General features: G+C 70.7%; 21 protein-coding genes. 15 read left to right on the top strand and 6 right to left on the bottom strand.

Annotated elements, in window-relative coordinates:
• The first annotated feature begins 163 nt into the window (after positions 1–163).
• Complete coding sequence (locus ACLJQM_RS17320; protein WP_410632021.1) at positions 164–2,179, top strand: protein meaA; 2,016 nt, start codon at positions 164–166, stop codon at positions 2,177–2,179.
• Here ACLJQM_RS17320 and ACLJQM_RS17315 read toward each other — a convergent pair.
• Positions 2,172–2,714, bottom strand: coding sequence for a cysteine hydrolase family protein (locus ACLJQM_RS17315; protein WP_360765475.1), 543 nt, complete (start codon positions 2,712–2,714; stop codon positions 2,172–2,174). The genes ACLJQM_RS17320 and ACLJQM_RS17315 overlap by 8 nt on opposite strands.
• A gap of 71 nt (positions 2,715–2,785) precedes the next feature.
• Between ACLJQM_RS17315 and ACLJQM_RS17310 the strand changes: the two genes are divergently transcribed.
• The 4 genes from ACLJQM_RS17310 to ACLJQM_RS17295 all read left to right on the top strand — a co-directional run bounded on the left by ACLJQM_RS17310 (position 2,786) and on the right by ACLJQM_RS17295 (position 5,609).
• The gene (locus ACLJQM_RS17310) at positions 2,786–3,802 is read left to right on the top strand and encodes a GlxA family transcriptional regulator (protein ID WP_410632020.1); all 1,017 of its coding nucleotides are present in this window, start codon (positions 2,786–2,788) and stop codon (positions 3,800–3,802) included.
• A complete protein-coding gene (locus ACLJQM_RS17305; protein WP_410632019.1) occupies positions 3,799–4,572 on the top strand; it encodes an enoyl-CoA hydratase-related protein in 774 nt (257 codons plus the stop codon). The genes ACLJQM_RS17310 and ACLJQM_RS17305 overlap by 4 nt, the downstream gene beginning before the upstream one ends.
• Before the next feature lie 75 nt (positions 4,573–4,647).
• The gene (locus ACLJQM_RS17300; protein ID WP_360765482.1) at positions 4,648–5,148 is read left to right on the top strand and encodes a TetR/AcrR family transcriptional regulator; all 501 of its coding nucleotides are present in this window, start codon (positions 4,648–4,650) and stop codon (positions 5,146–5,148) included.
• Positions 5,145–5,609, top strand: a complete 465-nt coding sequence (locus ACLJQM_RS17295; RefSeq protein WP_360765484.1) for a DUF2867 domain-containing protein — start codon at positions 5,145–5,147, stop codon at positions 5,607–5,609. The genes ACLJQM_RS17300 and ACLJQM_RS17295 overlap by 4 nt, the downstream gene beginning before the upstream one ends.
• Here ACLJQM_RS17295 and ACLJQM_RS17290 read toward each other — a convergent pair.
• Positions 5,581–6,126 (bottom strand): NUDIX domain-containing protein, encoded by a 546-nt coding sequence (locus tag ACLJQM_RS17290; RefSeq protein WP_410632018.1) that lies wholly within the window; start codon positions 6,124–6,126, stop codon positions 5,581–5,583. The two genes, ACLJQM_RS17295 and ACLJQM_RS17290, sit on opposite strands and share 29 nt — an antisense overlap.
• A gap of 37 nt (positions 6,127–6,163) precedes the next feature.
• On the opposite strand from ACLJQM_RS17290, the gene nucS reads away from it, so the two are divergent.
• Positions 6,164–6,823: an endonuclease NucS gene (nucS, locus tag ACLJQM_RS17285; RefSeq protein ID WP_247019181.1), complete on the top strand. Its 660-nt coding sequence runs from the start codon at positions 6,164–6,166 to the stop codon at positions 6,821–6,823.
• Between the two features lies 1 nt (position 6,824).
• Entirely contained in the window at positions 6,825–7,031 is a 207-nt protein-coding gene (locus tag ACLJQM_RS17280; RefSeq protein WP_410632017.1) for a DUF1653 domain-containing protein, read from the top strand.
• Positions 7,032–7,040: 9 nt separating this feature from the next.
• Here ACLJQM_RS17280 and ACLJQM_RS17275 read toward each other — a convergent pair whose 3' ends face one another.
• Complete coding sequence (locus ACLJQM_RS17275) at positions 7,041–7,733, bottom strand: ribosomal protein L7/L12 (RefSeq protein ID WP_410632016.1); 693 nt, start codon at positions 7,731–7,733, stop codon at positions 7,041–7,043.
• Positions 7,734–8,145: 412 nt separating this feature from the next.
• On the opposite strand from ACLJQM_RS17275, the gene ACLJQM_RS17270 reads away from it, so the two are divergent.
• From ACLJQM_RS17270 to ACLJQM_RS17235, 8 genes are all read left to right on the top strand, one after another.
• Entirely contained in the window at positions 8,146–8,922 is a 777-nt protein-coding gene (locus ACLJQM_RS17270; RefSeq protein WP_410632015.1) for a hypothetical protein, read from the top strand.
• Positions 8,923–9,111: 189 nt separating this feature from the next.
• The gene (locus tag ACLJQM_RS17265; protein WP_360765496.1) at positions 9,112–10,809 is read left to right on the top strand and encodes a sodium:solute symporter family protein; all 1,698 of its coding nucleotides are present in this window, start codon (positions 9,112–9,114) and stop codon (positions 10,807–10,809) included.
• 10 nt (positions 10,810–10,819) lie between these two features.
• On the top strand, positions 10,820–11,104 hold the full coding sequence (locus ACLJQM_RS17260) for a hypothetical protein (protein WP_360765499.1): 285 nt from the start codon (positions 10,820–10,822) through the stop codon (positions 11,102–11,104).
• A gap of 47 nt (positions 11,105–11,151) precedes the next feature.
• Positions 11,152–12,156, top strand: a complete 1,005-nt coding sequence (locus ACLJQM_RS17255) for a DUF3558 domain-containing protein (RefSeq protein WP_360765501.1) — start codon at positions 11,152–11,154, stop codon at positions 12,154–12,156.
• A 67-nt stretch (positions 12,157–12,223) separates the two neighbouring features.
• Positions 12,224–13,225 (top strand): dihydroxyacetone kinase subunit DhaK, encoded by a 1,002-nt coding sequence (gene dhaK, locus ACLJQM_RS17250; RefSeq protein ID WP_360765503.1) that lies wholly within the window; start codon positions 12,224–12,226, stop codon positions 13,223–13,225.
• Complete coding sequence (gene dhaL, locus ACLJQM_RS17245; RefSeq protein WP_410632014.1) at positions 13,225–13,854, top strand: dihydroxyacetone kinase subunit DhaL; 630 nt, start codon at positions 13,225–13,227, stop codon at positions 13,852–13,854. Before dhaK ends, dhaL begins: the two co-directional genes overlap by 1 nt.
• Positions 13,851–14,522, top strand: coding sequence for a dihydroxyacetone kinase phosphoryl donor subunit DhaM (gene dhaM, locus ACLJQM_RS17240; protein ID WP_360765509.1), 672 nt, complete (start codon positions 13,851–13,853; stop codon positions 14,520–14,522). The genes dhaL and dhaM overlap by 4 nt, the downstream gene beginning before the upstream one ends.
• Before the next feature lie 118 nt (positions 14,523–14,640).
• Positions 14,641–16,407: a 3-hydroxyacyl-CoA dehydrogenase family protein gene (locus ACLJQM_RS17235; protein ID WP_410632013.1), complete on the top strand. Its 1,767-nt coding sequence runs from the start codon at positions 14,641–14,643 to the stop codon at positions 16,405–16,407.
• Here ACLJQM_RS17235 and tsaA read toward each other — a convergent pair whose 3' ends face one another.
• The 3 genes from tsaA to ACLJQM_RS17220 are packed head-to-tail and all read right to left on the bottom strand — an operon-like array spanning position 16,408 to position 18,076.
• The gene (gene tsaA / locus ACLJQM_RS17230; protein WP_410632012.1) at positions 16,408–16,818 is read right to left on the bottom strand and encodes a tRNA (N6-threonylcarbamoyladenosine(37)-N6)-methyltransferase TrmO; all 411 of its coding nucleotides are present in this window, start codon (positions 16,816–16,818) and stop codon (positions 16,408–16,410) included.
• The gene (locus ACLJQM_RS17225; protein ID WP_360765518.1) at positions 16,815–17,240 is read right to left on the bottom strand and encodes a nucleoside deaminase; all 426 of its coding nucleotides are present in this window, start codon (positions 17,238–17,240) and stop codon (positions 16,815–16,817) included. Before ACLJQM_RS17225 ends, tsaA begins: the two co-directional genes overlap by 4 nt.
• Complete coding sequence (locus ACLJQM_RS17220; protein ID WP_360765521.1) at positions 17,237–18,076, bottom strand: LLM class flavin-dependent oxidoreductase; 840 nt, start codon at positions 18,074–18,076, stop codon at positions 17,237–17,239. The genes ACLJQM_RS17225 and ACLJQM_RS17220 overlap by 4 nt, the downstream gene beginning before the upstream one ends.
• Positions 18,077–18,145 lie beyond the last annotated feature (69 nt).

Here is an 18,145-nt window from a genome sequence, read left to right as displayed (position 1 = left end):
GGTCGGCACGGTGACCTTCGGGGTGCCGGACGCCGAGCGCGTCCGCGACCTGATCGCGCGGGCGCAGGCCGCGCACTGAGTCACCCGGACGTGTCGGATTCCACTGCCACCAAAAGTTACCGGTCGGTACACTCGACGAAACGTCCACCGCCGGAGGTGCCCAGTGCCGTACCCAACGGACCACGAGCGAGACCGACCGTGGGTGATGCGCACGTACGCGGGGCACTCGTCCGCGGCGGCGTCGAACGAGCTCTACCGGCGCAACCTCGCGAAGGGGCAGACCGGGCTCTCGGTGGCGTTCGACCTGCCGACCCAGACCGGCTACGACCCGGACCACCAGCTCTCCCGCGGCGAGGTCGGCAAGGTCGGCGTGCCGGTCTCGCACATCGGTGACATGCGGCGGCTCTTCGACGGCATCCCGCTCGCCGAGGCGAACACGTCGATGACGATCAACGCGCCGGCCATGTGGCTGCTCGCGTTGTACGTCTCCGTGGCGCGCGAGCAGGCCGAAGCCGAGGGGCGCGACGTCGACGAAGTCCTCGCGAAGCTCACCGGCACCACGCAGAACGACATCATCAAGGAATACCTCTCCCGCGGGACCTACATCTTCCCGCCGGGGCCGAGCCTGCGGCTGATCACCGACATGATCGCGTGGACCGTGCACCACGTGCCGAAGTGGAACCCGATCAACATCTGCAGCTACCACCTGCAGGAAGCCGGCGCGACGCCGACGCAGGAGGTCGCGTACGCGCTGTGCACCGCGATCGCCGTGCTCGACGCGGTCCGCGACTCCGGGCAGGTCGAGCAGGCCGACATGGCCAAGGTGGTCGCGCGGATCTCGTTCTTCGTCAACGCCGGCGTCCGGTTCGTCGAGGAGATGTCCAAGATGCGCGCGTTCACCGCGCTCTGGGACGAGATCACGCGGGACCGTTACGGCGTAACGGATCCGAAGGCGCGCCGCCTGCGCTACGGCGTCCAGGTCAACTCGCTCGGGCTCACCGAAGCCCAGCCGGAGAACAACGTCCAGCGGATCGTGCTGGAGATGCTCGCGGTGTCGCTGTCCCGCGGCGCGCGCGCCCGCGCGATCCAGCTGCCCGCCTGGAACGAGGCGCTCGGCCTGCCCCGCCCGTGGGATCAGCAGTGGGCGCTGCGGATGCAGCAGGTGCTCGCGTTCGAGACGGACCTGCTGGAGTACGAGGACATCTTCGACGGCTCGCACGTCATCCAGGCCAAGGTCGACGAGATCATGGCCGGCGCGCGCGAGGAGATCGCCCGCGTGCAGGACCTCGGGGGTGCGGTCGCCGCGGTCGAGAGCGGTTACATGAAGTCGCAGCTGGTCACCTCCCTCGCCGAATACCGGCGCGGGATGGAGAACGGCGAGCGGATCCTGGTCGGGGTCAACAAGTTCGAAACGACCGAGCCGTCGCCGCTGCAGGCTGAGGGCGCCAAGGCGATCGAGACGATCGACCCCGCCGTCGAAAAGGCCGCCGTCACCGCGATCGAAGAGTGGCGCACCGGGCGGGACAACGACGCCGTCGAGCGCTCGCTGGCCGCGCTGAAGGAACGCGCGCAGACGACGGAAAACCTCTTCGAGGCCACTGTGGACTGTGCGCGGGCCGGCGTGACCACCGGCGAGTGGTCCGGCGCGCTGCGCGAGGTGTTCGGCGAATACCGAGCGCCCACCGGCGTTTCCGCGGCGGCCGCGGGCAACGGCGACCCGGGGATCGAGCGGGTGCGCGAACGCGTCCGCGCCACCGAAGCCGAACTGGGCGAGCGGCTGCGGATCCTGGTCGGCAAGCCGGGCCTCGACGGGCACTCCAACGGCGCCGAGCAGGTCGCCGTCCGGGCGCGCGACGTCGGTTTCGAGGTCGTCTACCAGGGCATCCGGCTGACGCCCGAGCAGATCGTCGCGGCGGCGGTGCAGGAGGGCGTGCACGTCGTCGGGTTGTCCGTGCTGTCCGGCTCGCACCTGGAAGTCGTCCCGAACGTCGTCGACGGCCTGCGCGCCGCGGGTGCCGGCGACGTGCCGGTGATCGTCGGCGGGATCATCCCGCCGGACGACGCCGCGCTGCTCACCGAACGCGGCATCGCCCGGGTGTTCACGTCCAAGGACTACGAACTGACCGACATCATGGCGGGCATCGTCGACCTCGTGCGGGAGCGCAACGGGCTCAGCTGAGCGCCGCCAGGATGTCCTTTGTGGACTTGACGGTGGCGAACTGGTTCGCCAGGTTCGCCGCCGTCACGCGGTACAGCTCGTCGGCCGTCACCTCCGGGAGGTCGAAGGTGAACGTCGCGTCGAGCGCGAAAGTCACGTCGTAGCCGAGGTTCCCGCCCATCCGCGCGGTGGTTTCGCAGCAGAAGTTCGTCTGGATCCCGGCCAGGACGAAGCTCGTGATGCCGCGCTTGCGCAGCCACGCGTCGAGGTCGACGTCGCCGATGAAGGCCGAGTTGACCTTCTTGCCGAACACCAGGTCCGGCCGCGCGCCGTCGAGTTCGGGCTTGAAGTCGTTGCCCGGCTGGCCGGGCCGCAGCGGCGAGTCCGGTTTCGCCGAGTCGTGGTGCACGAGCACGACAGGCAGCCGCCGCTCCTGCCACGCGTCGAGCAGCGCCTTCATGTTCGCTTCGGCGCCGGGGTTGTTGCGCGGGCCCCAGAACGCCGCGTCGTCGAACCCGCGCTGGACGTCGATCAGGATGAGTGCCGTTTCGGTCATGGCGTCGAGTTTCGCGGGCTTCGCCGAGCCGGGGGAGTGGCAGAAGACGCGCGATGCGGTACTTTCCTGCCATGCGCACGATCGGCGTTCTGCTGTTGCCCGGCACGCGGATGTTCGACCTCGCGGTGATCGGCGAGGTCTGGGGCCAGGACCGGACCGACAGCGGGATCGGCCCGTTCACCCTGCGGTTGTGCAGCCCGGGGCGGGTGCGCACGGCCGTTTCGCCGTTCGGTGACGTCGCGGCCACGCACGGGCTCGCCGGGCTCGACGGCTGCGACCTCGTGCTGGCCCCGGGCCGCGACGACCCGCTCGCCGCGGTGCCTCCGGCGGCGGCGAGCGCGTTGCGGCGCGCGCACCGGGACGGGCGGACGGTCGCCGGGCTGTGCTCCGGCGCGTTCACCCTGGCCGCCGCCGGACTGCTCGACGGCCGCCCGGCGACCACGCACTGGCGTGACCTCGACGCGCTGGCCCGCGCCGCGCCGCGGGCGGACCTCCAGCGGGACGTGCTCTACACCGACGACGGCGGTGTCCTGACGTCCGCGGGTGTCGTCGGCGGCCTCGACCTCTGCCTGTACCTGGTCCGGCGCGACCACGGCGCGGAGGTCGCCGCCGCGCTCGCCCGCCGCCTGGTGATGCCGCCGGCGCGGGAAGGCGGGCAGCGGCAGTACGTCGACAACCCGTTGCCCCCGAAGGCCGCCCAGCCCGGCATGGCGTCCACAATGGACTGGGCGCTGGCGCGGCTCGGGTCCGGGATCGGCGTCGACGACCTCGTCGGGCACGCGCGGATGAGCGAGCGGACGTTCCACCGCGAGTTCGCGGCGGCCACCGGCGTGACGCCCGGGCGCTGGCTGCGGGTCCAGCGCGTCCGGCTGGCGCAGCGGTTGCTGGAGACGACGCAGCTGCCGGTCGAGCGGGTCGCGGAGCGCTCCGGGCTGGGTACGGCGGCGAACCTGCGACGGCGGATGCACGCCGAAGTCGGCGTCGGCCCGGACAGCTACCGGCGCACGTTTCGACGGGTTACCTCCGCCTTCCTCCCCACCGCCACCCTCAACGGAGGCGCTTCGCGCCGCGGTACCTTCAAAGCATGACCGAGTACCACCACATCCTGGTCAAGCGCGACGGCGACACCGTCACGATCACGATGAACCGCGCGGCGCGGCGCAACTCGCTGTCCGCCGACCACCTGGCGGAGCTGCTCGCCGCGTTCCGCGAGGCGGGCACGTCCGACGCGACCGGCATCGTGCTGGCCGGCGCCGGCCCGGTGTTTTCCGCCGGCCACGACTTCGGCGACGTCGCCGCGCGCGACCTGATGGGCGTGCGCGAACTGCTCACGCTGTGCACGGACCTGATGAAGACGATGGAGTCCGTGCCGCAGGTGGTCATCGCGCGGGTGCACGGCCTGGCCACGGCGGCCGGCTGTCAGCTCGTGGCGTCCTGCGACCTCGCGATCGCCGCCGAATCGGCGGGCTTCGCGCTGCCCGGCGGCAAGGGCGGCTGGTTCTGCCACACGCCGGCGGTGCCGGTGGCGCGCTCGATCGGCCGCAAGCGCCTGATGGAGCTGGCGCTGACCGGTGACGTCATCGACGCGCCCACGGCGTTGGAGTGGGGCCTGGTCAACCGCGTCGTTCCCGACGAGCAGCTCGACGACGCCGTCGCGGAGCTGCTGGCGCGGGCGACGCGCGGTAGCCGGGCCAGCAAGGCGATGGGCAAGGTCACGCTCTACGCCCAGCTCGACCGGCCCGAGGCCGACGCGTACGCGATCGCGCTGGAGGTCATGGCCTCGGCGTCGCAACTGCCCGGCGCGCGCGAAGGCATGGCCGCGTTCCTGGAGAAGCGCAAGCCCTCCTGGCCCGACTGAGCCCGAAACCGCACTTTCATAGGGAAAGTGCGGTTTCTGGCACCCGCGATCCGTACCATACGGTATGGTATGGCCATGGCGGGCAAACGGGACTGGCTGGACGCGGGGCTGGTGCTGCTGGCGGAGCAGGGCGCGCCATCGGTGACGATCGAGCGGCTGACCGAGCGCCTCGGCCTGTCGAAGGGCTCGTTCTACCACCACTTCAAGGGCATGGGCGGCTTCCGCACGGCCCTGCTGGAGCACTTCGAAGCCGAACGCACGACCCGGTTCGTCGAGCAGGCCGAAGCGGCCGACGGCGATCGGCTGGGCGCGCTGCTGAAGCTCGTCCTCGCGCCGGGACCCGGGCCGGAGCTGGAGATCGCCGTCCGGGCGTGGGCCCTGCAGGACGCTGAAGCGCGGGCGGTTCAGGAGCGCGTCGACCGCACCCGCGTGACCTACCTGACCGAGATCAGCGGCGACGCCGACCTCGCGCAGGCGCTGTACCTGGTCGTCGTCGGCGCGGGGCAGATCGTGCCTCCGCTGTCCGGCCGCCAGCTCAAGAGTGCGCTGGAACTCGTTCTGGGGAGACGGAAATGACCGAGCCTTACGTCGATGGCGCCGACTACGTCGAATTCAAGGAGATCGCGAGCGAGAACAGCCTGCGCGAGTTCGTCGCGGGCGTGTTCGGCTGGTCGCCGTGGTGGGTGAAGGGGCTCTTCGGCGTCCGCTACCTGCTCGCCAAGGCCCTGCGGCTGGACACCGCCTCGGTGCCGCGGACCGGCCGGCTCCGGCCCGAAGACGTCGGGTTCGCGCCCGGCGACCGGGTGGCGTTCTTCACCGTCCGGTCCGGCGATCCGGAGCGCTACCTGGTCGCGGGCGTGGACGACAGTCACCTGAGCGGGTACCTCACGGTCGAGGCGGTGCCGCGCGGGTTCCGGCTCGGCACGATCGTGCACTTCCACAACCGCGTCGGGCCCGCCTACTTCGCGGTGATCAAGCCGTTCCACCACCTGGTGATCCGCGGGATGCTCAAGGCTGGAGCCGCTCGTACAGCATGAGCTGGGCCCACGCGGCGATCGTCTGCGCGTCGGTGATCTCGCCGGCGAGGATCATCTTCTCGACGTCCGCCCGCGAGAACCACGCGCTGCGCATGTCCTGCTCTTCGTGCTCGCGCTCGGGTTCGCCCTCGGTGACGTCCGTGGCGAGGAACACCCAGCCGCGCTGGCTGCTCATGCCGGGGGCGACGTCGAGCTTGCCGAGCGAGACCATCGAACCGGCCCGCAGCCCGGTTTCCTCGCGCAGCTCGCGCGCGGCGAGCTCGGCGGCCGGCACCTCGGCCCGGTCGGGCGCGGTGCCCTGGGGGAACTCCCAGCGGCGCTCGCCGACCGGGTAGCGGAACTGCTCGACCAGCTGGAACCGGTCGCCGTCCTGCGGGATGACGAGCGCGTACGCGGGTTTGTCGATCACGCCGTAGATGCCCGGCGAGCCGTCCGGGCGGCGGATTTCGTCCTCCCGCACGGTCATCCAGTTGTTCCGGTACACCTCACGGGACGCGACACGCTGAATGGGGTCCACCCGACCAGTATCACCGACTCTGTCCTACCCTCCTCGGGTGCGTCTCGTGATCGCGCGGTGCCAGGTCGACTACGCCGGCCGGCTCACCGCCCACCTGCCGATGGCCACCCGCCTGCTGCTCGTGAAGTCCGACGGCTCGGTGTCGGTCCACTCCGACGACCGCGCGTACAAGCCGTTGAACTGGATGAGCCCACCCTGCTGGCTGATCGAGGACGGCAAGATCTGGATCGTCGAGAACAAGCAGGGCGAAAAACTGGTGATCTCCATCGAGGAGGTCTTCCACGACTACACCCAGGCCCTGGGCGCGGAACCCGGCCTGCAGAAGGACGGCGTCGAGGCGCACCTGCAGGAGCTGCTGGCCGAGCACATCAAGACCCTCGGCGACGGCTACACCCTGGTCCGCCGCGAATTCCCGACGGCGATCGGCCCGGTCGACATCATGGCCCGCGACGCCGACGGCGGCTCGGTGGCGGTGGAGATCAAGCGCCGCGGTGAGATCGACGGCGTCGAGCAGCTGACGCGGTACCTGGAGCTGCTCAACCGCGACCCGCTGCTGGCCCCGGTGCAGGGCGTGTTCGCGGCCCAGATCATCAAGCCACAGGCCCGCACGCTGGCGGAGGACCGCGGCATCCGGTGCCTGACCCTGGACTACGACGAGCTGCGCGGCATCGAGTCCGACGAGTTCAGGCTGTTCTGAGGTGCTGCCCGGCCGGTACGTCCACTACAAGGGCGGCGAGTACGAGGTGCTGGGCGTGGCCCGGCACAGCGAGACCGAGGAAGAGCTCGTGGTGTACCGCGCGCTGTACGGCGAGAGGGGGCTGTGGGTGCGCCCGAAGGCGATGTTCACCGAGACGGTGGAGACGGCCGGCGGCGTCGTGCCGCGGTTCCGGCACGTGGAGAGCTGACCCCGGGGTTCACAGCAGTTCGACGGCGGCCCCGGCTTTCTCGAGCTCTTCGCGGGCCGCTTCGGCTTCGGGCTCCGGCACCTGTTCCAGCAGGATCGACGGGGCCCCGGTCACCAATTCCTTGGCGTCGATCAAGCCGATTCCCCGCACGAGACGGCGGACCGCCCGGACGACCTCGAGCTGGTGCGCGCCGGCGTCGAGCAGCGCGACGTCGAATCGTTCCCGGCCGTGCGGCGAACGGGATCGCGTGCGGTGACCGGAGCCGGGGTGCTCGCCGAGCTCGTTCAACGCCGCGGCGAACTCCTCGGCCGCCGCGGCGCCGCCCGGGTGCTGCCGGAGGCTGACCGCCCGTTCGATCGTCCGCCCGGGGCCTTCGACGACGAGGTGGGCTTCGCTCTCGTAACCCCTCTTCTTGACGGCCAGCGCCAGGAGGCCGAGCAGCAGCGCCCGCGGCACGGTGACCCGGCTGTGTTCGGCGCTCCGGATCTCCACTCGCGCGGACAAGCCCGCCACCGGGTGGTGCAGCGCCCGGTCGCCGCTGCCCTCGACGACGGCGGTGCGGGTCAGCCGCAGGCCCGCAAAGGCCGCGATGACTCCCTCGTCGAGGTCCGCGCCCGCCGCCGTCGCGGAACGCATCACCTTCACGCCGACCGCTCCGGCGAAGATCGCGAGGAGGAGTACGACGACGGCCCACGGTGACATCCGGGCTCCCTTCGGCTGCGGTATGGCAACCGGGTCGTCGCGGGGCGCTCCGGCGTTACGGCGGGCGCGGTAATCGTTCTCCGCGCCGATACCGGATCGATGCCGGATTCCGGTATCTGATTCCGGCTCGATTGCTCCGCAAGGAAATCATTGACGTGGTCGGCCGCAGCGCTGTGACCAGGTCTTATTTCGGTCGATTCCTGCGCTGTTCGGGTGAGCTGCGGATCCTTTCCCGCGTGCCGGTGGGACACTCGTTTCGAGGGGTTCCGCCGGTGCGTTCCGGCGTGGCCGGAGGGTGGTGTGCTCGGCCGTCTTTCTTTGCCGTGCCTGCGTTTCAGTCCGCCTTCGAGCTCGTGTGCGCATGCCAGCCGGCCGGTGTGCGCGCGTTTTCGCCTGCACGGAGGAGGAAGTCATGCGTTATCGCCCACTCGGTTCCGATCCGGCCGACCCGCGGCTCGGGCGGTTCATTCCGGACGACTGGCGGCACGTGGAAAGGTATCCGTTGTCCGCGCTCGCCGAAGACGACCGGCCCACCCGGGCGCCCGTCGTGATCGGGGTCAACTGGTACTCCGCGTTCGACGAGCCGGAACAGGACGAGACCTCCGGCGAGTTCTTCATCGCGCGGGCCGGTGCCGAGAAGCTCGGCCGGGTCCGCGGCGGGCACTGCGTGTGCCTCGAGCCGGGCGGGACGCCGGACACCGACGCCTGGTACGCGTTCTACGACCAGGGCCGCGAAGGCGCCTGCGTCGGGTTCGGCTGGTCGCGGTGCATGTCGATCTTCAACGGCAGCGAGTACACCGCCCGCTGGCTGTGGGACTCGGCCAAGAAGCGCGACGAGTGGCCCGAGACCAACCCCGGCGACGACAACGGTACATCCGTCCGCGCCGCGGCCGAGGTGCTCGCCGAAGCGGGGCACGTCCTCTGGGACGACTCCTACGCCAGCGACGACTGGCAAAAGCGCGAGCAGTACGTGCCGGAAGCCAAGCAGGGCATCAAAGCGTTCCGCTGGGCCAAGTCGGTCGACGACGTGCACGCCGTGCTCGGCAACCCGCGGGCCGACGAGCTCGGCGCCGTGCCGATCCTCAACTCCTGGGGCCCGGGCTACCCGCACCGGACCTACCTGCCCGACGCCGTCCTGGCCCGGCTGATCGAAGAGGAAGGCGAAATCGCCGTGCCGACCGACCGGTGATCGGCTGCCGCTCCCGCGGCGCGTGAAAACGAGGGCGCGTTTCCCCAGGTGAATGCCAGGGGGGACGCGCCCTCCGGCCACTTCGGACACGTCAGCGTGCCGACCCTGAATCCATGCAGTACTGTCCCGATCCGACAGGGTAGTGGGGATTCCTGTGGGTTGTTGTCCAGTTTGAAAGAGGTGGGTCGGGTGCTCGTCCTAGCCGATGCGAACCTGCGACTCGACGCGAGCGCGATCGACTACATCGAGTTGGCGTTCTATTTCGTGCTCGTACTCGGCATCGGGTACTTGGCACGGCGTCAGGTGTCCAGCAGCCTCGACTTCTTCCTGTCCGGCCGGTCGCTGCCCGCCTGGGTCACCGGCCTGGCGTTCATTTCGGCGAACCTCGGCGCGGTCGAAGTGATGGGCATGTCGGCCAACGGCGCCAAGTACGGCCTGCCGACGGTGCACTACTTCTGGATCGGCGCCATCCCGGCGATGCTGTTCCTCGGCATCGTGATGATGCCGTTCTACTACGGCTCCAAGGTCCGCAGCGTCCCCGAGTTCATGCGCCGCCGCTTCGGCAAGCCGGCTCATCTGCTCAACGGCGTCAGCTTCGCCACCGCGCAGATCCTCATCGCGGGCGCGAACCTGTTCCTGCTGGCCAGCGTCGTGAACCTGCTGCTCGGCTGGCCGCTGTGGGTGTCGATCATCATCGCCGCCGCGATCGTGTTGTCCTACACCGCGCTCGGCGGCCTTTCCGCCGCGATCTACAACGAGGTCCTGCAGTTCTTCGTGATCGTCATCGCGCTGGTGCCGCTGACCATCATCGGCCTGGTCAAGGTCGGCGGCTGGCAGGGCCTGGTCGACAAGGTGACCAACAGCCCGGGCGGTACCGCGCAGCTGCACTCGTGGCCCGGTGACAACCTGACCGGATTCGGCAACAACATCCTGTCGATCCTCGGCATCGTGTTCGGTCTCGGTTTCGTGCTGTCGTTCGGCTACTGGACGACGAACTTCGTCGAGGTCCAGCGCGCGATGGCGTCGAAGAGCATGTCCGCCGCGCGGCGCACGCCGATCATCGGCGCGTTCCCGAAGATGCTGGTCCCGTTCATCGTGATCATCCCCGGCATGGTCGCCGCGGTCGCGGTCCCCGAGTTCATGCGGGACAAGCAGGTGCTGCTGGACGGCGGCACGGCCGAAAGCGGCGTCACCTTCAACAACGCGCTTCTCCTGCTGATGCGCGACCTGCTGCCGAACGGCATGCTCGGCATCGCGATCGCGGGTCTGCTGGCCTCCTTCATGGCCGGCATGGCGGCGAACCTCAGCTCGTTCAACACCGTCTTCACGTACGACATCTGGCAGACGTACGTGAAGAAGGACAAACCGGACGGCTACTACCTCCGCCTCGGGCGCGTGGTGACCTCGGGCGGCACGATCCTCGCGATCGGCACCGCGTTCATCGCGTCGAACTCCGGCAACATCCTGGACTACCTGCAGGACCTGTTCTCGTTCTTCAACGCGCCGCTGTTCGCGACCTTCATCCTGGGCATGTTCTGGAAGCGGATGACCCCGCACGCCGGCTGGAGCGGCCTGCTCTTCGGCACCGCGTCGGCGGTCACCGTCTGGGGCCTCTCCCAGGCCGGGGTGCTGGGCCTGACCGGCCAGGGGATCAGCTTCGTCGCCGCCGGGACCGCGTTCGTCGTCGACATCGTGGTGAGCGTCGCGGTGTCGCTGGCGACCAAGCCGAAGCCGGACGAAGAGCTGGTGGGGCTGGTCTACTCGCTGACCCCGAAGGAAACGCGCAAGCACGACGACACCGGCGAGAACGCGGGCTGGTACCGCAAGCCGGGCCTGCTCGCGGGCATCGTGCTCATCCTGACCATCGCCCTCAACGCCATCTTCTAGGAGGTCCGTCATGGCTACCGAGTCCGGCGCGCGGCCCCGCAAGGCGGGCGCTTTCGACATCCGGCTGATCATCGCCCTGCTGATCGGCGTCTACGGCGTGATCCTGACGGTGATGGGCATCGGCTTCACCTCCGACGCGGACCTCGAGAAGGCCGCCGGCGTCAACATCAACCTGTGGGCCGGGATCGGCATGCTGGTCGTCTCCGCGCTCTTCATCATCTGGGCGAAGGTGCGGCCGCTCGTCGTCCCGGCCGCGACCGAGACGGAAGACACGGCGCCCGCCGCGGGCGAATAGCCGGGTTGTCCGGACAGCGGCGCGGGGTTGCGGCTACCGTGCACCGCGTGCTCCTTCACGCCCGGCGCCGCCGTCTCCCGAAGCTGTTCCTGCTGGTCACCGCCCTCGCGCTGCCGCTGACCGCGTGCGGGCAGGACCTCGGCCGGTCCAACTTCGCGCGGACGACGGTGCCCGCCGCGGCCGGCACCGGCCAGGTCGCCGACGGCCCGATCACCGACGCCGCCGTGGCGACGAACGTGCTGCGCGCGATCAAGCCGTGCCAGTTCCTGACCAAGGACGCCCTCGGCGCGCTCGGCCTCGGCACGGTCGAGGACGACCCGTCGCAGTCGTCGATCGCCTTCGACACCTGCAGCAACAAGGTGAAGGACCCCGGCGGCAAGGAGATGCGGCTCGAGGTCGAGCTCGGGAACACCCTGCTGCCCCGGGCCGACAAGACGACCGGCCAGGTCGGCGGGCTGCCGCTGCGCGTCAACAAGACCGGCGACACCGACTGCATGCTCGCGGCGATGACGGCGCTGAACCCGGACCTGGGGCTCACCGTGTCGGTCACCTACCCCGGCGACCCGTGCCGTCCCGGGCAGGCGGTGCTGGAAGCGGCCGTCCAGAAGGTGCACAACTCGCCGGAGAAGTACTCGACGCCGCCGGGCACCACGCTGACCGCCGACCCGTGCGCGATGGCCGACACTTCGGCGGTGAGCGCCGCCGTGCCGTCGGCGAAGTCCGTGCCCTCGGGGCTGCACTCGTGCGACTGGAAGAGCAACGGAACGGACCCGACGGTCACCGTCAAGTTCCGGCCGGGCCTGCCCCCGATCGTCGGCGACGGTTACTCCAAGGTGGACATCGGCGACGGGGTGACCGCGTTCCGGAAGCAGACGAGCACGAGTTCGTCGCGGTGCACGGTGGAGTGGCAGCACCGGCCGTGGCAGGGCGACGACGTCGAACTGGCCCAAGTGGACTACGGCAGCTACGCCGCCGAACCGGCCGACGACGACCCGTGCGGCAAAGCGGTGACCGTCGCGAAAAACGTCGTCACGAAGCTCCCCAAACCCTGATCTGGCGGTCGGCCGCGCGGCGAGGTAGGAAGGGGGCACCCCACCCGCCGATGTGCCGGAGGTTGCCGTGAAGAAGATCATCAACGATCCGGCGAACGTGGTCGCGGAGTCGCTGCGGGGCCTCGCCGCCGCGCACTCCGACGTCCTGCGCGTCCAGTACGACCCCGATGTCGTCGTCCGGGCCGACGCGCCGGTCGCGGGCAAGGTCGCCGTGATCTCCGGGGGCGGGTCCGGGCACGAACCGCTGCACGGGGGCTTCGTCGGCCAGGGCATGCTCGCCGCCGCCGTACCCGGCGCCGTGTTCACCTCGCCGACGCCGGACGCCGTGCAGGCCGCCGTCACCGCGACCACCGGCGACGCGGGCGCGCTGCTCATCGTCAAGAACTACACCGGGGACGTGCTGAACTTCGAGACGGCCGCCGAGCTGGCCGCCGCCGAGGGCCTCGAGGTGCGCAGCGTCGTGATCGACGACGACGTCGCGGTCAAGGACTCGACCTACACCGCCGGCCGCCGCGGGGTCGGCGGGACGGTGCTGCTGGAGAAGATCACCGGCGCCGCCGCCGAGCGCGGGGACTCGCTCGACGCCGTGACCGCGCTGGCGGAGAAGGTGATCGGCCGGGTCCGGTCGATCGGTGTCGCGCTGACCGCGCCGACCGTGCCGCACGCCGGCACCCCGAGCTTCGACCTCGACGACGGCGAGGTCGAGTTCGGCATCGGCATCCACGGCGAGCCCGGCCGCGAACGGATCCCGCTCGAACCGGCCGACGCGCTGGTGGCGCGGCTGGTCGAGGCCGTCGTCTCGGACCTGCCCTTCGCATCCGGCGACCGCGTCCTGCTCTTCACCAACTCCATGGGCGGCACCCCGCTCGTCGAGCTGTACCTGGCCCACGGCATCGCCGAGCGGCTGCTGGCCGAGCGTGGGATCGTGGTCGAACGCCGGCTGGTCGGCCCGTACATCACCAGCCTCGAGATGCAGGGGATGAGTCTGACGTTGCTCAAACTGGACGACGAGCTGACCGAGCTCTGGGACGCGCCGGTCAACACCGCGGCGCTGCGGTGGGGGCTCTGATGACCTGCAAGGCCGAGGGAGTCGCGGCGGCCGTGCGCGCCGCCGCTGCGGTGGTCGCCGAGCACCGCGCGGAACTGATCGAACTCGACCGCGCGATCGGCGACGGCGACCACGGCGAGAACATGAACCGCGGGTTCACAGCCGTCGTCGCGGCGCTCGACGCCGGTGCGCCGGACACACCGGGCGGGGTGCTGAAGCTCGTCGCGACGACGTTGATCTCCAAGGTGGGCGGGGCCGCGGGCCCGTTGTACGGCACGGCTTTCCTGCGTGCCTCGGCCAAGCTGGGCGCGGCCGCCGACCTCGACGTCCCGGCGTTGCTGGACGCGCTGCGCGCCGGCCTCGAAGGCGTCCAGGCCCGCGGGAAGGCCGTCGGTGGCGACGCGACCATGGTCGACGCCCTGATCCCCGCGGTCTCGGCCGCGGAGAAGGCGGCGGAGGACGGCGGTGACGTCGCCGCGGTGCTGACCGCCGCGGCCGACGCGGCCGACCGCGGCGCGGAGTCCACAGTGGACTTGGTGCCGCGCAAGGGCCGGGCGTCCTACCTCGGCGAGCGCGCGGTGGGGCACCTGGACCCCGGCGCCCGGTCGTCGGCGCTGCTGCTGCGCGCGTTCGCGGAGGCGGCCCGGTGAGCGTGGGGATCGTGCTCGTTTCGCACAGCGCCAAACTCGCCGAGGGCCTGGCCGAGCTGGCCGCCCAGATGGCGCCCGACGTCACCATCGTGCCGGCCGGCGGCCTCTCCGACGGCTCGATCGGCACGGACTACGACGAGGTCGTCGCCGCCACCCAGCGCGCCGACCGCGGCGACGGCGTCGTGCTGCTCTACGACCTCGGCAGCGCGCAGATGACCGCCGAGCTGGCCGTCGAATCGCTGGCCGACCCGTCGGCGGCCATCGTCGCGGACGGCCCGCTGGTGGAGGGCGCGATCGCGGCGGCCGTCGCGGCGCAGGCGGGGCAGGACCGCAAGGCGGTGGCCGAGGCCGCCGCCGCGGCCGGGATCCCCGAGGACCTCGAGCCGGCCGAGGCCACGGCGGGCGGCGCCGAAGTCGAGCTGGAGCTGCGCAACGACGTCGGGCTGCACGCCCGGCCCGCGGCGGTGCTGGTACGCACGCTCAGCGAGTTCGACGCCGAGGTCACCGTCCGGCTCGGTGACCAGGAGGCCGACGGCCGCAGCGTGCTGGCCCTGATGTCGCTCGGTGCCCGGCAGGGTGACCGGATTCTTTTGCGGGCCCGCGGCCCGCAGGCCGCTGCGGCGCTGGAGAAGGCAAAGGAGCTGGTGGACGGCAATTTCGGCGAGTGAGCCGCGTTCGCCGACCGGGTGACTTGAGCCGTACTGACTCGATTCCGTCTGGGCTTCGCGCGGTTCCGCGTGGCAGTATCGGGGCAATTACCAGCGAGTAACATCTCTGGAGGCCTCGATGACGCGGGACATTTCGACGGTCGGAGTGATCGGCCTGGGCACGATGGGGGCCGGGATCGCCGAAGTGCTCGCGCGCAGCGGGCTCGACGTCGTCACGGTCGAGCTCGACGAAGCGGGGGTCGCGCGAGGTCGCGGGCACCTGCGGCACTCGACCGAACGGGCGCTCTCCGGCGGCAAGCTGGATTCTGCCGGTCGTGACGCGCTGCTGGGTCGGATCCGTTACGGCACTTCGCTTTCCGATCTGTCCGATGTGGACCTCGTGATCGAGGCGATCCCGGAGAGCCTCGAACTGAAGGCCGACGTCTTCACCGAGCTCGACAAGATCACCCGGCCCGAAGTCGTGTTCGCGTCCAACACGTCTTCGCTGTCGATCACCGAGATCGGCGTGCACACCACGCGTCCCGGCAAGGTCGTCGGCATGCACTTCTTCAACCCGGCGCCGGTGCAGAAGCTCGTCGAGATCGTGAAGACGGTGGTGACCGAGCCGGAGGTGGTCACCGAGGTGGTCGAGTTCGCCGAGCGGCTCGGCAAGGTGCCGGTGGTGATCGGCGATCGGGCCGGGTTCATCGCGAACGCGCTGCTGTTCGGCTACCTCAACCACGCGGTGCGGATGTACGAGCAGCGCTACGCCACGCGCGAAGACCTCGACGCCGCGATGCGCTTCGGCTGTGGCTACCCGATGGGCCCGCTCGCGCTGCTCGACCTGATCGGGCTGGACACCGCGAACGAAATCCTCGACACGATGTACCACCAGTCCCGCAACCGCCTGCACGCCCCGGCGCCGCTGCTCAAGCAGATGATCACGGCCGGCCTGCTCGGCCGCAAGACCGGCCGCGGCTTCTACACCTACGACGCCCCGGACTCGCCGAACGTGGTCGCTTCCGATGTCGCGTCCACTGTGGACTCGGTGCCGCCGAGGCTGGTCACGCGGGTCGGCGTGGTCGGCACCGGGACGATGGCCACCGGCATCGCGGAGGTGTTCGCCAAGCGCGGCCTCGACGTCGTGCTGCGCGCCCGGAGCCTGGAGAAGGCCGAAGCGTCGGTGGCGAAGGTGAAGAAGTCGCTCGACAAGGCCGTGGTCCGCGGCAAACTGTCCGAAAAGGACGCCGCGGCGGCACTAGCCCGGATCACCCCGGTGACGGACTTCGAGGCACTGGCCGACGTCGACCTGGTTGTCGAGGCGGTGGCCGAGGAACTGTCGGTGAAGCAGGCGGTGTTCGCGGCTTTGGACGAGGTGGTCCGCCCCGGCGCGGTGCTCGCCACGACGACGTCCTCGCTGCCGGTGATCGAGTGCGCGGCGGCGACGTCCCGGCCGTCCGATGTGGTCGGTCTCCACTTCTTCAACCCGGCCCCGGTGATGAAGCTCGTCGAGGTGGTGTCGACGATCGCAACCGCCCCGGACGTGGTGTCGACGGCGAGCGCGGTCTGCGCGGCGGTCGGCAAGCACGCCGTCCACTGCGGCGACCGCGCGGGCTTCATCGTCAACGCGCTGCTGTTCCCGTACCTCAACGACGCGGTGAAGATGCTGGAAGCCCACTACGCGGAGGCGGACGACATCGACACGGCCATGAAGGTCGGCTGCGGCTTGCCGATGGGCCCGTTCGAGCTGCTGGACGTCGTCGGCTTGGACGTCTCGCTGGCGATCCAGCGGACGTTGTACCTCGAGTTCCGCGAGGAGGGCTTCGCCCCGGCGCCGCTGCTGGAGCACCTCGTGACCGCCGGGCGGCTGGGGCGGAAGACCGGAAAGGGCTTCAAGACCTACTGATCAGCGCCCGGCCACCTCGCGCAGGACCGGCTTGACGTCCAGGATCGGCGTGCCGTCGATGGCTTCCAGCCCGGTCACCGTGAGCGTGCCGCCTTCCGCCGCGGTCACGGTGACCGGGTGCAGGCCGATCGGGTTCGGGCGGTCCGGGGAGCGCGTCGAGAACACGCCCGTCGTGGGGCGGGCCGGGTCGCCGCGGGGGCGGACCGCCTGGACTTCGCGGTCGGCTTCGTGCAGCCAGGTGAGGAGGACCAGGCGGTCGCCCGGTTTCAGGTCGGCCGCCGCCGCGTGGAACTCCGGGGTGAAGACCACCCGGGCCGGTGGGGCGCCCTCGTCGCCTTGTTTCGGCGCTGCGCTCCGGTGGGTCAGGGGCGATTCCACGTGGGCCACCGGGCGGACCTCGTAGCCCGTCACGTGTAGTAGCCCTCGACTGGCACGCGGGCCTCGTCGAACAGGGCGGGGCCGTCGAGTTCGTAGCCCCACTCGACCGGCGGGCGGAGGGTGAGGAACTGCTCGGTCGAGAGCGCGTACACGACGCGGCCCAGCCCGGACCGCTCGATCGCGCCGGTGCACATCCCGCACGGCTGGGTGCTGGTGTACATCGTCGTCGCCGCGGCGGTTTCCGGGTCCAGGTTCTGAGCGGCCCAGCGCGCCAGCTTCAGCTCCGGGTGCGACGTGATGTCGTTGTCGGTGATCGACGTGTTGCGGTCTTCGGCGATCACCTTGCCGTCGGCGTCGGCCAGCAGCGAGCCGAACGGCGGGTTGCCGTGCTCCTCGCGCGCTTCGCGGGCCAGCTCGATCGCCCGCCGCAGCAGGGTTTCTTCGGTTTCCTTCACCGGTTCTCCTTCCAGGACGCGGCGATCGCCGCGAGGTCACGCCACGCCACCTCCGGGTGGAGGGTTTCGGCCGGGTCCGTGTCGAACGGGTCGAGCACGACGGTCTCCGCGCCCAGCTCGCGCAGCTGCGTCAGGTCGTCGAGGACCTGTTCGAGGGTGCCTTCGCCGGCGCGCCGGCCCGGCCCGGTCACCGGTGCCCCGGTCAGCCGCAGGAGGATCCGCGGCGCGAAGGCAGGTACCGGCCGGTCACCGGCCAGCTTTTCCAGCCGTGCCAAGCCTTCCCGGAAGCCGGCCATCGTCAGCCGCAGCGGGTGCCACGCGTCGCCGAGCTCGATCGCGCGGCGCAGTCCGGCGTCGCTGTGGCCGCCCAGCCAGAGCGGGATCGGGCCCGCGCGGTAGTCGTCGTGGTCGGCCCAGGCCGCGCGGATCGTCCGGAGGTACTCGGTGGTGAGCTTCCCGCGTTGCCCGAACGGCACGCCCAGCGCGTCGAACTCCTGCTTCGCCCAGCCGATGCCGGCGCCGAGCACCAGCCGGCCGCCGCTCAGCGCGTCGAGGTTCGCCGCCATCCGGGCCACCAGCAGGGGGTGCCGGTACGGCACGACCAGCACGGTGGTCCCGAGCCGCACCCGCTCGGTGACCCCGGCCAGCCACGACAGCGTCGTGAACGGCTCGTAGAACGGCGCCGGGTACTGCCCGGCGACGTCCGGCGTGATGGCGACGTGGTCGGACACCATGAGCAGGTCGTAGCCGAGGCCTTCCACCGTCCGCGCCCACGCGCGCAGCACGCCCGGATCCGTGCCGGGACCGAAGTTGGGGACGTTCACGCCGATCTTCACCGGAAAAGGCTATCGGCGCCGCGGCCCTGGCAGGAAGGGAACAATCACGGCGTTGGCCGGCTCGGGCCG

It is taken from the genome of Amycolatopsis sp. cmx-4-83 (genome assembly GCF_046548815.1).
GTDB lineage: Bacteria > Actinomycetota > Actinomycetes > Mycobacteriales > Pseudonocardiaceae > Amycolatopsis > Amycolatopsis pretoriensis_A.
This window is presented reverse-complemented; position numbering and strand designations above follow the sequence as displayed.

Bases quoted from the DNA above. Each gene is read 5' to 3' on its own strand.
- ACLJQM_RS17315 (WP_360765475.1), bottom strand. From the start codon at position 2,714: ATGACCGAAACGGCACTCATCCTGATCGACGTCCAGCGCGGGTTCGAC.
- ACLJQM_RS17310 (WP_410632020.1), top strand. From the start codon at position 2,786: ATGCGCACGATCGGCGTTCTGCTGTTGCCCGGCACGCGGATGTTCGAC.
- ACLJQM_RS17305 (WP_410632019.1), top strand. From the start codon at position 3,799: ATGACCGAGTACCACCACATCCTGGTCAAGCGCGACGGCGACACCGTC.
- ACLJQM_RS17300 (WP_360765482.1), top strand. From the start codon at position 4,648: ATGGCGGGCAAACGGGACTGGCTGGACGCGGGGCTGGTGCTGCTGGCG.
- ACLJQM_RS17295 (WP_360765484.1), top strand. From the start codon at position 5,145: ATGACCGAGCCTTACGTCGATGGCGCCGACTACGTCGAATTCAAGGAG.
- ACLJQM_RS17275 (WP_410632016.1), bottom strand. From the start codon at position 7,733: ATGTCACCGTGGGCCGTCGTCGTACTCCTCCTCGCGATCTTCGCCGGA.
- ACLJQM_RS17270 (WP_410632015.1), top strand. From the start codon at position 8,146: ATGCGTTATCGCCCACTCGGTTCCGATCCGGCCGACCCGCGGCTCGGG.
- ACLJQM_RS17260 (WP_360765499.1), top strand. From the start codon at position 10,820: ATGGCTACCGAGTCCGGCGCGCGGCCCCGCAAGGCGGGCGCTTTCGAC.
- dhaL (WP_410632014.1), top strand. From the start codon at position 13,225: ATGACCTGCAAGGCCGAGGGAGTCGCGGCGGCCGTGCGCGCCGCCGCT.
- ACLJQM_RS17235 (WP_410632013.1), top strand. From the start codon at position 14,641: ATGACGCGGGACATTTCGACGGTCGGAGTGATCGGCCTGGGCACGATG.